This window comes from Pontibacter flavimaris, assembly GCF_001907195.1.
Taxonomy (GTDB): domain Bacteria; phylum Bacteroidota; class Bacteroidia; order Cytophagales; family Hymenobacteraceae; genus Pontibacter; species Pontibacter flavimaris.
Genome location: NZ_LVWA01000005.1, coordinates 904,518 through 916,987, shown reverse-complemented (window position 1 = coordinate 916,987; position 12,470 = coordinate 904,518). Strand labels below are relative to the sequence as shown.

Below are 12,470 nucleotides of genomic sequence, written 5' to 3'. Positions count from 1 at the left end.
AGGGATAAAACTTAAGTGAAAAAATTGTCAGCTTAAGATTCAGAAAGGGCGAAACCTGCCCCTGCCATGGAAAATGGAGAAGCGCTTTAGTTACTGTTCTAAAGCTGCTACGCTACAGCGCAGCAGCATTGAAAGTATCCCCTTGTGACACATCCCCTGTCTCGTAGCCTTTCCTGAACCAGCGCACTCTTTGGGCGGAGGTGCCATGAGTAAAGGAGTCTGGTACCACTCTCCCTGTGGCTTGCCTTTGAAGGCGATCATCGCCAATGGCACTGGCGGCATTCAGGGCTTCTTCCAGGTCGCCGGGCTCCAGGAATCCGGTTGCTCTTTGGGTATGATTAGCCCATACGCCGGCATAGAAATCAGCCTGTAGCTCCAGCCTTACCATGAGCTTATTAAAATCAGCTTCAGATAACTGGCCCCGCAGGGCGTTTACCTGCTCCATGGTACCGGTCAGTTTCTGCACATGGTGCCCCACCTCATGGCCCACCACGTAGGCCTGCGCAAAGTCTCCTGCAGCGCCAAACTTTTGTTCCATTTCACCAAAAAAACTCAGGTCGATGTACAGCTTTTCATCACCCGGGCAATAAAATGGACCGGTAGCCGAAGAAGCAAGCCCGCAGGCAGAGTTTACCTGCTCTGAGAACAGGACCAGCGTGGGCTCCCGGTACCCTTGTATCAGCTTGTTCCAGACGTCTTCAGTATCTGCCAGCACAACAGCCGTCTGATCGGCAAGTGCCTGCTCTTCCGCGCTTGGCTGGTAGTTAGTTGACTGTGCGTACTGCGGTTCTCCGCCCACAAACTGCTGCAGGAGCGCCAGGGGGTTGGTACCTGTCAAAAACATAATCACCACCAGCACCGCCACAATAATAAGCCCTACCTTCGAGAAAAGGAGCCGGAACAAGGGTATGAGCAGCATAGGGCTGATACCCCTACCCCCTCCGAAACCGCCCGCCGATTGCCCTCTACGGTCTTCTATATTGCTGCTTTTTCTTCTGCCTCGCCATTTCATAAGATTCTGATTTAAAGAAGTGAATGATCGTAGATCTGTCTGTTTCCTCCCCCGCTACCAAAAGTCTATACCTATATCCGCAACGTATAACGGAGGATCGCTTCATTTGGATGTACGCCATTCGCACAGCATGCCTACAGGAGCGTGCAGCGGGGTTGTTAATACTTTTATCTTACCTGTTCCCTACTTTGCCTCACCATTCCCTCCGGCAGAACATATCCAGCCCTACCAAGTATAAAATACTGACACCCGGCACGATGCCAGCGGATTCTGATGCCCTTTCTGCTTGTGTATACTTCTAATACTAGACATATGGTATCGCCTGTATCACTCCTGCTGCTATTTATACTTCTGCTTCCGCAAAACGGGGATGATTATAAGGAGAAAAGAGAAAGGATGGTAAAACAAGCCATAGCAGCGCGCGGCACTTCGGACAGGGCTGTGCTGAAAGCCATGCGCACCGTGGAGCGGCACCTGTTCGTGCCCCCGGACCAAGCTGCCTATGCCTACGAGGACAATCCCCTGCCCATCGGCTCCGGGCAGACCATTTCGCAGCCTTACATGGTGGCGTTCATGACGGAGGTTATCGAGCCGGGACCGCAGATGAAGGTGCTGGAAATAGGCACCGGAAACGGTTACCAGGCGGCAGTGCTGGCCGAGATCGTGAAGCAGGTTTATACCATCGAGATCATTCCGGAACTAGGCAAGGCAGCAGCCGCGCGCCTGAAAAACCTGGGGTATGCTAATGTAGAGGTGAAGGTAGGCAACGGCTACCACGGCTGGGAAGCGCACGCCCCCTTCGATGCGATCGTGGTAACTGCCGCCGCCGAAACCGTGCCACCTCCCCTGATACAACAGCTCAAGGAAGGCGGCCGCATGGTGATCCCCGTTGGGCCGGAGAACGGCACCCAAACGCTACTACTCCTCCGGAAGAAGAAAGGCAAAATATCCACCACCAAGCTGATGCCCGTGCTGTTCGTTCCCTTTACCGGCGGTGATAAGGAGTAGGGTTGTACTTTGTGTAGGGAGGGGTTTTAGTAGTGCCGAGTCCAACCATCCCTAACCCCTCATCTGTTAAGGTGTGGAATTTAACCTCACCTCAGCCCTCTCCTTTTGTCGAGGCTTCCTATCCCCAAAACAGGAGAGGAAGCCTGTACTTACTGCTGCCCAAGTATAGATTCCATGGCTGCTGGTATCGCGCGGACAGGTCGTGACATGTATTAACCCCTCCCCAACCCTCCCCTAAAAACAGGGGAGGGAGCTTCTGCAGACGATTACACCCCTACCCCTCTCCCGAAACAAGTTCGGGATCCAAGACTTGTCCAAGGAGGGGAGTCTGTACTAACTGATGCTAAAGTATAAGCGCTGTGGCCAAAGCTATTGGCGGAAACATCCTCCTACTCCCTTCAAAGGGGGACTTTGGTTCATGTTTCATAGTGGGTAGCTATCGAAAATGATACCCAGTCCTTGGGTTGAGCGCCTTGTGAGATTCCGGTGCCCTGCAAGGGCATTGCGACGCAGGAGCAAAGGAAGGGAACACAGCGCGATGCCAAAGAGAGTTTACCCCGATGCATATCGGGGAGCCCTCTCGGGCTTGAGAGCACCAAAGTATAAATGCAATGGTAGGCTTGTGGGAACTACAGGATCAGCGGTAGCTAGTAAAGATAGCTTGGTTCAAGTGGAAGGAAGCAGCAGCTATGGAAGTATGGCTGAAGCATAAAAGATGTCTGGGTCAGCAAGTATAAAAGTATGAGCAAAGTATAAAGAGGCACAAGCGGAAGTAGGAAGTATACCCAAAGTATAAATATGGCTTTTCAAGCTGGTTGGGTCGCAAACCCGACATCATCATAGGATACAAGTCTGAAGACTTGCACCATGGAAAAGGCAAGTATAAAAGTATAGCTAAAGTATAAAGCCAATTCATCCAACCCTACCCTATACCCTCACCACCACCTTCCCTACCGACTGCCCCCGCTGGAAAAGCCGGATCGCCTCGTGCATCTGGTTGAAGTCATAGACATGCCCGATGTGCTGCGGCCGCAGCTGGAGCGCCTGTAGTTCGCGCAGCAACTGGTGCAGCATGTCGGTTTGCTCGTAGAGGTAGATCAGGTTGAAGCCCATCAGCGACTTGTTTTCGGTGGGCAGGCGCAGCGGGTCTATCTTGGGCCGGCGGAGGAACCTCCAAATCAGGCGGGGATAGTTGGGGCGGGAGCCGTGCGTAGCGAAGCTTGCATTGCCGTATACCACCATCCGGCCCATCGGGGCCATCACCCTCCACCCCTGCTCCAGCACCTGGCCGCCAATGCACTCCATGATCAGGCGCAGGGGGCGCTGGCCGAGGGCTTCCTGCAAACGCTCCTCAAAATCTTTCCCACGAAGTATAACTGCATCGTACTCCTCTTCCTCCCGAAGGAAATCCACTTTGCCTGCCCGCCCAACGGTACCGATAGTATAGGCGCCATACTTTTTACAGATGCGGTTGGCCAGAATGCCCACCCCTCCTGCCGCACTGTGTATCAGCACCGCCATGCCCTGCTGCAGGTCGCCCAGTTGGGTAAGCGCGTAATAAGCCGTGAGCCCCTGCACCAGGAAGCCAGCGCCCTCCTCAAAGCTCCAGTCATCCGCGAGGGGGATGAGGTAGCGGTGATGCAGATTAATGTGAGACACGTAGCCACCGAACCTGGTGACGCCCATGACCCGGTCGCCCACCTGCCATTCGGTTACCGCCGCGCCCACGGCCACAACCACACCCGAGAATTCCAGGCCCGGAATAAAAGAACCTTCGGGGGTGGCGCTGTAGAGGCCCTGCATGGCAAAAATATCAGCGAAGTTCAGCCCGATGGCCTTCACCTGCACGCATACTTCATCGGCTTTGGGAGGACCCAGTTGTTCTGTTTGTACCCTGAGCTTATGGATGGAGCCGGCTTTCGGCATGCGGTACACCTGGCGTTCGAGCATAAAGTTTGCTTTGCTAGTTTGGTTAAAGTATTACTTTTCTAAAGTACGTGCTAATAGCTGATTTACAAGTATAAAAGCATAATCCACGCATAGAGTTAGATAAGTGGATTTCCTGGTGATAATTCATACTTTCGGAAAACTTGCATTTACCAGACCATAGCATGAGCAGGCGCGTATGTAATGTAATCTTTTGCTAAATTAGACGCTTTACCGGTAATTACACCATCCTTGAGCCAATGCACTTACATCTCCAGACAACGTACCAGGCCGCACAGTCGGTTGCCCCAAGTATAGAAGAGCACTTCGCAAGGCAGCTGGCGTCGGCACAGGAGCTGGGTGCTGAGGTGCTGGCCCCTGCCCCACCCCAGCATATCATCGAAGCGTTTATTGATACTGCTTTTTGGGCTAGCCTGCGACGCGAAGAGGGGCAATCGCCTAAAATATCCATTGCCTTCCTGCCACCCGACAAAGCTGGTCAACCGCTCCTGTTCGAGGATCAGCTCCCGTTTACACCGGAGGCCCTGAATAAGATTTCCCCGGGTGTGCAGCGGCCGGGCATACACCTGGGCGTGTGGACCGTACTTGGCGAGCTGCGCGTGTGGGGAACCACCCGGCTGGTGCCTCCCTACTGCTTCATTGTGGATGTTCCGGAGCCGGGACTGCTGGTGGTAAAGCACCGCCGGGAAGACGGCTTCGGTAAGTTTGCCAACGTGGCAGTGCTCAAGGGGGACCAGGTGAAGCTGGTGGACGAGAGCACCGCCAGCCTCCCCGATTGCCCGGAACTGCTCACCAATCTGCTCCGTCTGAGTTCACCGGCCGCTGCAGGCGCTCCCATGAATGTGCTTATCCAGATGGCGGTATCCATGCGGGCCCACGGGCGCGGCGGTATCCTGCTGGTGGTGCCGGCCGGCACTTCAGCCTGGCGCGAGTCCATCGTGCATCCCATCACCTACTCCTTACAACCGGCCTTCTGCGGGCTGGCAGACCTGATGAAACAGGATGAAGAGGAGAAAAAGCGGAGCCGTTGGCGCGAATCACTGCGGCTGGAGGTGGACAGCATTGCCGGGCTGACCGCCATAGACGGAGCCACCCTGCTCTCTGAGGAGTATGAACTGCTGGCCTTCGGTATAAAGATAGGCCGCAGGATTGGCAGCGATCCCGTCCGGAGCCTGCTGTTCACGGAGCCGGTGGTGGGCAGCAAGCCGGCGGTTATACACCCATCGCAGCATGGGGGCACCCGCCACCTGTCGGCGGCGCAGTTCGTGCACGATCAGCACGATGGCATGGCCCTGGTGGCCTCACAGGATGGCAGCTTCACCATTTACGCCTGGTCGCCGTGCGAGGGCATGGTGCAGGCCCACCGTATCGACACGCTGCTGCTGTAACCGGGATTTTCATACTTCCCGAACCATACTTCCACGAAATCTTAGGCACCAAGCGGAATACTGATCACGAAGCTGCTGCCACTTGGCGTGATGCCGTCCAAGCGCACAGATCCTCCTCCGGAAGTTTCGACGGCCCTGCTCATGTCCGAGAGGCTGTTCACGCGCCTGCCGTTCACGCCCGTGATGATAGCGCCGCGCGGGATGCCTGCCATATCAAAAAAGCCGCCCTGCTGCACCTCCATCACGTACACACCGGACCGGAGCCCGAACCGCTGTTTTACCTGGTCAGGCACCGGCTCGAACGTAGCTCCGAGCTTTGCCTGCAGTCCTTTTGCTGCACTCTCGCCGCCACTGGCTGCCAGCATGGCCTCTTCGCCCTGCAGCACCACGTCGGCACTTCGTGATTTCCCATTCCGCAGGTAGGTCAGCTCCAGTTTGTCGCCGGGATACTGGCGGGCAATGAGCTCCGACAGCGCTGTTGAGGAGGCCACATTCACACCTTTTATACTTTGGATGATGTCGCCCTCTTCCAGGCCTGCGGCAGCGGCGGCGCTTTTAGGCTGAACCCCCATGATGTACACGCCTTTCACCGAGGCCGGGTCTATGCCGCGCTCCTTCAGGATCTGGTCTTCCACGGCCGGGGCCGGAAAACTTACTCCCAGGTACCCCCGCTTCACCTCCCCGAACTTCTGCAGGTCGCTGACCACCTTCTGCATCAGGTTCACAGGTATGGCAAAGCCGTAGCCGGCGTAGCTCCCCGTCTGCGACGCAATGGCCGTGTTGATGCCTATCAGCTGCCCGTCGGTATTAATCAGAGCCCCGCCACTGTTGCCCGGGTTTATGGCCGCATCGGTCTGGATAAAGGACTCAATGGCCGTGTTGCCGGCTACTCGGCTTGGGTCCGCGTAGTTCCCCTGGCTCGGCCGGTTCAATATGCCGATGCTCCTTCCTTTGGCGCTGATGATGCCGGCCGTCACCGTGGAGCTCAGCGAGAGCGGATACCCTACCGCCAGTACCCATTCCCCCACCTGCACACTGTCTGAGTTGCCGAGGGTGACGAACGGAAGCTCCTTCGCCTCCACCTTCAGCAAGGCCAGGTCGGTACTGGGGTCCACCCCGACCAGCTTTGCCTGGTAACTGCGCTTGTCCGGCAGCACCACCTCTATCCCCGAAGCGTTCTCTACCACATGGTTGTTGGTGGCGATGTAACCGTCCGCAGAGATGAGCACGCCGGAGCCGGAGCCACTGGCCGGAGCAGGAGACTGGGGCATCCCAAAAAGATTTGGGTAGGAACGGTTCACCCCGGTGCCTTCGTACACGGTGGTGATATGCACGATGGCAGGCGTTACTGCGGAGGCCGCCCGGACAAAATCCGGGTTGCCGGCAGATGATACGGAGCGGGAATTTCTGCTGTTCAGGGTTATGGTCTGCTCCTGAAACAGGCCTTCCCTTTCCTCCTTTTGATTTTGAATAAGCCAGATTCCTGCTACAACCAGGACAGCAGTTATCAGGGCCGTAAGTATAATAATTCCAATGCTTTTCATAGCTTTCGTTAAAGTATAGATTGACGTCCTATAAAGTATAAATGCAGCGATCAGGCTTTATACTTTAAGGAGGACAAGGGCTTAAGTATGCGAGCCTTTCTCTACAACGCAGTGCTCAATTTTAATGTTTTGGGAACACCACTGCCGGCACAGTACAAGTATAACCAGCGTGCTGCTAATGGGCTGCCGGGGCCTCAGCGCCGGTTTCACCTGGAGAATCCAGACATGCCGCTACTGTCCGGGGCAAAAAACATGCACCTGTAAACCACTTAAAACCTGCTATTTACCGTAAAAAGGCAATCTACACGGAGCGCATCTTCACTGTACCCAAAACCACCTACGTATGGAAGACTTTAAAGGCACAGAAACAAGGCTACAGGGCAGGGAAACCGCGCATACGCCTGCTTACCCTGAGTCCAGGCACGTCCCCGAGGCACCAGCCGAGCCCAGGCCCGTATTGAGCGTAACCGATGCGATTGCCGTGATTGTGGGTATCGTGGTGGGCGCAGGTATTTTCAGGACACCTTCCATGGTGGCGGCCAATACCGATAGCAGCGGCATGTTCCTGTTAGCCTGGGTGCTGGGTGGCGTGGTGTCGCTGATCGGGGCCCTTTGCTATGCCGAGTTGACCACCACCTTCCCCAACGCCGGCGGCGACTACCATTTCCTGACCCGCGCCTTTGGCAGGAAACCCGCCTTTTTGTTTGCCTGGGCCCGCATGAGCGTCATCCAAACCGGATCCATTGCGCTGCTGGCCTTTATTATCGGCGATTATGTGGCACAAATGTACAGTATGGGGGAGCTATCCTCAGTCTTCTACGCGGCCCTGGTGGTCGTTATACTTACGGGCATCAACCTGATCGGCATCAGTGTGGGGGCTGGCGCTCAGAAACTGCTGACGGCGCTGGAGATTCTGGGTGTTCTGCTCGTGATAGTTGCCGGACTTTTCTTTGCCCCTGCGGATGCCGCTGCTACCGCACCCGCCGCCGCACCCGAATCGGGTAACGCGCTGGGACTGGCGATGGTGTTTGTGCTACTAACCTTTGGAGGCTGGAACGAGGCAGCCTATATCTCCGCCGAGCTGCGCTCCGGCCGCAGGGGCATGGCCCGCGCCATGATCGTGAGCATCCTGCTCATCACTGCTATTTATGTACTAATTAACCTATCTTACCTGAATATACTGGGTATGAGTGGCATATCACAGTCGGATGCCGTGGCAGGAGATCTGATGCGCCTTACGTTTGGGGAAGGGGGTCTGGTGCTGATCGGCGTGATCGTGGCCCTGTCTGCGCTTACCTCTGCTAACGCCACCATCTTTACCGGCGCCCGCACCAACTACGCCCTAGGCCGCGATTTTCCAGTTTTCAGCTTCCTGGGCAAGTGGAACCCCCGGACCTCCTCGCCGGTAAACGCTTTCCTGGTGCAGGGGGCCATCGCGCTGGCGCTGATCGGGCTGGGCTATATCACCCGCAACGGGTTCGAGACGATTGTGGAGTATACGGCACCGGTTTTCTGGTTCTTCCTGCTGCTGGTGGGCATTTCGCTGTTCGTGCTGCGCCGCAAGGAGCCCCGCCGGCACCGCCCGTTCCGTGTGCCGCTTTACCCCCTTACGCCGCTGATCTTCTGCTGCACCAGCGCCTACCTGCTTTACTCCAGCCTGGTGTATACCGGACTCGGTGCCCTGGTGGGCGTAGCAGTGCTTCTGATCGGGGCGCTGCTGTTGCTGGCCCTGCCTACGCTTGAAAAACTTCAGGCTGCCAAGAAAGCATAGATCAAAAGTATAGAAACATTACATAACAATAAATAACCACACTTAAGTACTAATCGTAGAAGTATGACTTGAACCCTGCGCCCATCATAAATTAGCCCGGCTGCCCCACCCACAACAGCCGCTGCCACATCACTGCAGTCAGCTGACTTTCTATACTTGTTATACTTAAATCGAAACCTATGAGAATCCTTAGAAACTCCCTGCTCTCGTTGTTAGTCTTACTCAGCGCCACGGCCTTTGTGCAGGCGCAGGAGGCCGTTATGAAGCGCACGCCGGATGTGCCTTATGTGCCCACCCGGCAAGCCGTGGTGGACGCCATGCTGGAGCTGGCTAATGTTACGGAAGACGACGTGATCTATGACCTGGGCTGCGGCGACGGCCGGATTGTGATTACGGCGGCTAAAAAGTATGGCGCCACCGGCACGGGCATCGACATCAACCCGGAGCGCATACAGGAGGCCAACGAAAACGCCCGCGAGGCAGGTGTTACGGATAAGGTACGGTTTATTGAAGGCGATCTGTTTGAGGAGGACTTCAGCCAGGCCTCGGTAGTGACCTTATACTTGCTGCCAGCCGTAAACCAGAAACTGCGCCCCAAACTGCTCAGCCAACTGAAACCCGGCACCCGCATCGTGTCGCATGCCTTTGATATGGGAGACTGGGAGCCGGAGCAAACCATTGAGGTAGACGGCTCCAAGATCTACTTCTGGACCGTGCCCGGCAAGGAGTAACCATACTTTATACTTGCCTGCACCATACAGGCATATCCTTTTCCGAAAACAAAAGCGGTATTTAGCTGTCGTATATAAATATAGGCCCTGGTACGATTTAACTAAGGCTATATTGTTTCTTATACCGTTACATTTCTAAAAAGAGAGATATGAGCAGCAACAAAAAGTTGTCTGAGATTCCTTTGTCCGTACTCGACCTGGTGCCGATACTGGAGGGAAAAACTGCCTCGGATTCCTTTAAAACCAGTCTGGACCTGGCCCGCCACGTGGAGGAATGGGGCTATAAGCGCTATTGGCTGGCAGAGCACCACAACATGCCTGGTATTGCCAGCTCCGCCACTGTTTTGCTGATCGGGCATATTGCGGGCGGCACCAAAAGTATACGCGTGGGCTCCGGTGGCATCATGCTGCCCAACCACGCGCCGCTGGTGGTGGCCGAGCAGTTTGGCACGCTGGAGTCGCTGTTCCCCGGCCGCATTGACCTGGGACTGGGCCGCGCGCCGGGCACCGACGGGCTGACAGCCATGGCCCTGCGGCGCGACCTGCGCGGCGACGTGGATGACTTCCCGAAAAACGTACAGGAACTGCAGTACTACCTTGGCCCGGTGGATCCGACTGCCAGGGTGCGGGCCATACCTGGCCAGGGGCTGGAGGTACCGATGTGGCTGCTGGGTTCCAGCACGTACAGCGCCCAACTGGCTGCCATGCTGGGACTTCCCTTTGCCTTCGCCAGCCACTTTGCCCCCGCTGCCCTGCAGGCGGCCCTGAAGATCTACCGCGACACGTTTCAGCCATCGGAGCAGCTGAAGGAACCCTACGCCATCGCCTGCGTGAACGGCGTGGCCGCCAACTCGGACGCAGAAGCCGAGAAACTGGCCACCACCCTTTACCAGGCTTTCCTGAACGTGATCCGAGGCACGGGCAACCCGCAGCAACCACCGGTGGAAAGTATGGAGGACCTGTGGAGCCCGTCTGAGAAGTATGCCGTGCAACAGATGCTGCGCTATACGTTCATCGGCTCGCCGGCCACCGTGAAAGAAGAGATCAGCGCCTTCCTGGAAGAAACCCAGGTGGATGAGCTGATGTTTGCCTCGCACATCTACGATCACCAGGCCAGGCTGCGCTCCTACGAGCTGCTGGCTGAGCTTGCTAAAAAGTAACAGGTCCCCTTGCCCCGGCCCTCTGTTTACAGGCAACAGGCCGGAGCAAGGGATTTTTTATCGTGCTTCACGTATAAGGGCTTTACACTGATTCATACTTCAAAGCTGCCATGGAAACCAACGTCATCGAAAATCTTCCACTCAGTAGCCCCGCTCTCGAGTCCGGCGATACCATTCCCGAGGAATATACCTGCGATGGGAAGAATGTTAACCCGCCCCTGGAGATCGGAGATATCCCGCCAGGAGCGCAGAGCCTTGTGTTGCTAGTGGACGACCCCGATGCCCCCCGCGGCCACTGGACGCACTGGCTGGTGTACGACATGCCGCTTATTCATACGATTGAGGAGGACAGCGTACCGGGCACGGTGGGCCTCAACGATTTCGGCAATACCAACTATGACGGCCCCTGCCCCCCTATCGGCACGCACCGCTATTATTTCAGGCTCTATGCGCTGGATACCCGCCTGGGCCTCCCGGCGGGCAGCGCCAAGGAGGCGGTTTTCCTGAAAATGGAGAACCACATCATTGGTACCGGAGAACTGATGGGCCTCTATAGCCATTGATCTCAAAAGTATAGTACTCCTAAAGTATAGCTACTCTCCCTGGTTTGACAGTGCCCTGAAAAGCGCTATCTTACCCCTATGAAACAACGCTTTACACTCCTGTTGCTGTGGCTGGCCCTGAGCCTGCCCTGCCATGCCTTTGGCCAATCTTCCGCTCCGCGGGTCATCATCGGGGCCGAACGCCTGCTAACCCCCGAGTACCTGCCCCTGGTAAAAGGCAAGCGTATTGGCCTGGTAACCAACCATACCGGTCTGCTGCCCGATGGCCGCCATCTGGTGGACGTGCTGCACGAAAGCCAGGAGGTGACGCTGACAACCCTTTTCGGCCCCGAGCACGGCATCCGTGGTGACCAGGATACCCATGTAGCCAGCGGCACCGACACCAAAACCGGCCTTCCGGTAATCTCGCTCTACGGCAAAACCAGAAAGCCCACTCCGGAGATGCTGCAGAACGTGGATGTGCTGATCTTCGACATTCAGGATATCGGCGCGCGCTTTTATACGTACATCGCCACCATGAACCATGTGCTGGAAGCCGCTGCCGAGCAGAATATCCCGTACCTGGTGCTGGATCGTCCGAACGCCATTGGCGGCACCTACGTCGATGGCCCAGTGGGAGGAAAGCCAGGGGAGCCGGTGAGCGGGGTGGCCCAGCTGCCCGTAACGCACGGCATGACAGTGGGCGAACTGGCCCGGATGTTTAACGACGAGCGCGCCAAACGCGACCTTCCCCAGGCGAAATTAACAGTAATCCCCATGCAGCACTACACCCGCCGGCAATGGTACGACGACACCCAGCTGCCCTGGATCAAGCCATCGCCTAACATGCTGACGCTGACCACCGCCGCCGTTTACCCCGCCACCTGTTTGCTGGAAGGTACCAATATTTCGGAGGCGCGTGGCACCCTGCATCCCTTCGAGCGCATTGCCGCACCCTGGATAGACGGCCAGCGCCTATCCGATCAGTTGAATGGCTATAAGCTGAAAGGTGTTACGTTCCATCCTGTCTCTTTCGTGCCGGATAGCATGGTGGATGGCATCAAGATTTACCCGCCAAAATTCATGGGTGAGCAGTGCACCGGGGCCGAGATGGTGATCACTGACCGGCAGGCTTTCGAATCCGCCAAGGCGGGCGTTTACATCCTGCACGCGCTGAGGACCCTGTACCCGGAGCAACTGGAGTGGCGCGAGGGCCGCATGGACAGGCTTTGGGGCACGCCCAGGGTACGGGAACAACTGCAGGCCGGGCTTTCGCCGCAGGAAATCGTAAAAGCATGGGATAAGGAGCAGGCGCATTTCCGGAAGGTGCGCAAGAAGTACCTGCTGTATAAATAACCTGAACGTAT

At 56.4% G+C, this 12,470-nt stretch carries 11 protein-coding genes; 8 read left to right on the top strand and 3 right to left on the bottom strand.

Features of this window, described 5'->3' with window-relative positions:
- Positions 1-112: 112 nt before the first annotated feature.
- Positions 113-1,012: a KPN_02809 family neutral zinc metallopeptidase gene (gene ypfJ / locus A3841_RS12150; RefSeq protein WP_073852545.1), complete on the bottom strand. Its 900-nt coding sequence runs from the start codon at positions 1,010-1,012 to the stop codon at positions 113-115.
- A gap of 312 nt (positions 1,013-1,324) precedes the next feature.
- On the opposite strand from ypfJ, the gene A3841_RS12145 reads away from it, so the two are divergent.
- Positions 1,325-2,020: a protein-L-isoaspartate(D-aspartate) O-methyltransferase gene (locus tag A3841_RS12145; protein ID WP_073852544.1), complete on the top strand. Its 696-nt coding sequence runs from the start codon at positions 1,325-1,327 to the stop codon at positions 2,018-2,020.
- A 927-nt stretch (positions 2,021-2,947) separates the two neighbouring features.
- Here the strand turns inward: A3841_RS12145 and A3841_RS12140 are convergent.
- A complete protein-coding gene (locus tag A3841_RS12140) occupies positions 2,948-3,970 on the bottom strand; it encodes an alcohol dehydrogenase catalytic domain-containing protein (RefSeq protein ID WP_073852543.1) in 1,023 nt (340 codons plus the stop codon).
- Positions 3,971-4,206: 236 nt separating this feature from the next.
- Here A3841_RS12140 and A3841_RS12135 point away from each other — a divergent pair, with 236 nt between their 5' ends.
- Complete coding sequence (locus A3841_RS12135) at positions 4,207-5,355, top strand: putative sensor domain DACNV-containing protein (RefSeq protein ID WP_073852542.1); 1,149 nt, start codon at positions 4,207-4,209, stop codon at positions 5,353-5,355.
- Between the two features lie 41 nt (positions 5,356-5,396).
- Here A3841_RS12135 and A3841_RS12130 read toward each other — a convergent pair whose 3' ends face one another.
- On the bottom strand, positions 5,397-6,899 hold the full coding sequence (locus A3841_RS12130) for a trypsin-like peptidase domain-containing protein (RefSeq protein ID WP_073852541.1): 1,503 nt from the start codon (positions 6,897-6,899) through the stop codon (positions 5,397-5,399).
- An 87-nt stretch (positions 6,900-6,986) separates the two neighbouring features.
- Between A3841_RS12130 and A3841_RS20300 the strand changes: the two genes are divergently transcribed.
- From A3841_RS20300 to A3841_RS12105, 6 genes are all read left to right on the top strand, one after another.
- Positions 6,987-7,163, top strand: a complete 177-nt coding sequence (locus A3841_RS20300) for a hypothetical protein (RefSeq protein WP_170866182.1) — start codon at positions 6,987-6,989, stop codon at positions 7,161-7,163.
- Positions 7,164-7,242: 79 nt separating this feature from the next.
- The gene (locus A3841_RS12125; protein WP_083610319.1) at positions 7,243-8,670 is read left to right on the top strand and encodes an APC family permease; all 1,428 of its coding nucleotides are present in this window, start codon (positions 7,243-7,245) and stop codon (positions 8,668-8,670) included.
- A gap of 179 nt (positions 8,671-8,849) precedes the next feature.
- The gene (locus A3841_RS12120; protein WP_073852540.1) at positions 8,850-9,401 is read left to right on the top strand and encodes an SAM-dependent methyltransferase; all 552 of its coding nucleotides are present in this window, start codon (positions 8,850-8,852) and stop codon (positions 9,399-9,401) included.
- A gap of 149 nt (positions 9,402-9,550) precedes the next feature.
- Entirely contained in the window at positions 9,551-10,561 is a 1,011-nt protein-coding gene (locus A3841_RS12115) for an LLM class flavin-dependent oxidoreductase (RefSeq protein WP_073852539.1), read from the top strand.
- 110 nt (positions 10,562-10,671) lie between these two features.
- On the top strand, positions 10,672-11,124 hold the full coding sequence (locus tag A3841_RS12110) for a YbhB/YbcL family Raf kinase inhibitor-like protein (protein ID WP_073852538.1): 453 nt from the start codon (positions 10,672-10,674) through the stop codon (positions 11,122-11,124).
- Between the two features lie 78 nt (positions 11,125-11,202).
- Entirely contained in the window at positions 11,203-12,459 is a 1,257-nt protein-coding gene (locus A3841_RS12105) for an exo-beta-N-acetylmuramidase NamZ family protein (protein WP_073852537.1), read from the top strand.
- The last annotated feature ends 11 nt before the right edge of the window (positions 12,460-12,470 follow it).

Coding starts and splice junctions, on each gene's coding strand:
- A3841_RS12120 (WP_073852540.1), top strand. CDS start 8,850: ATGAGAATCCTTAGAAACTCCCTGCTCTCGTTGTTAGTCTTACTCAGC.
- A3841_RS12135 (WP_073852542.1), top strand. CDS start 4,207: ATGCACTTACATCTCCAGACAACGTACCAGGCCGCACAGTCGGTTGCC.
- A3841_RS12110 (WP_073852538.1), top strand. CDS start 10,672: ATGGAAACCAACGTCATCGAAAATCTTCCACTCAGTAGCCCCGCTCTC.
- A3841_RS12125 (WP_083610319.1), top strand. CDS start 7,243: ATGGAAGACTTTAAAGGCACAGAAACAAGGCTACAGGGCAGGGAAACC.
- ypfJ (WP_073852545.1), bottom strand. CDS start 1,012: ATGAAATGGCGAGGCAGAAGAAAAAGCAGCAATATAGAAGACCGTAGA.
- A3841_RS12145 (WP_073852544.1), top strand. CDS start 1,325: ATGGTATCGCCTGTATCACTCCTGCTGCTATTTATACTTCTGCTTCCG.
- A3841_RS12140 (WP_073852543.1), bottom strand. CDS start 3,970: ATGCTCGAACGCCAGGTGTACCGCATGCCGAAAGCCGGCTCCATCCAT.
- A3841_RS20300 (WP_170866182.1), top strand. CDS start 6,987: ATGCGAGCCTTTCTCTACAACGCAGTGCTCAATTTTAATGTTTTGGGA.
- A3841_RS12130 (WP_073852541.1), bottom strand. CDS start 6,899: ATGAAAAGCATTGGAATTATTATACTTACGGCCCTGATAACTGCTGTC.
- A3841_RS12105 (WP_073852537.1), top strand. CDS start 11,203: ATGAAACAACGCTTTACACTCCTGTTGCTGTGGCTGGCCCTGAGCCTG.
- A3841_RS12115 (WP_073852539.1), top strand. CDS start 9,551: ATGAGCAGCAACAAAAAGTTGTCTGAGATTCCTTTGTCCGTACTCGAC.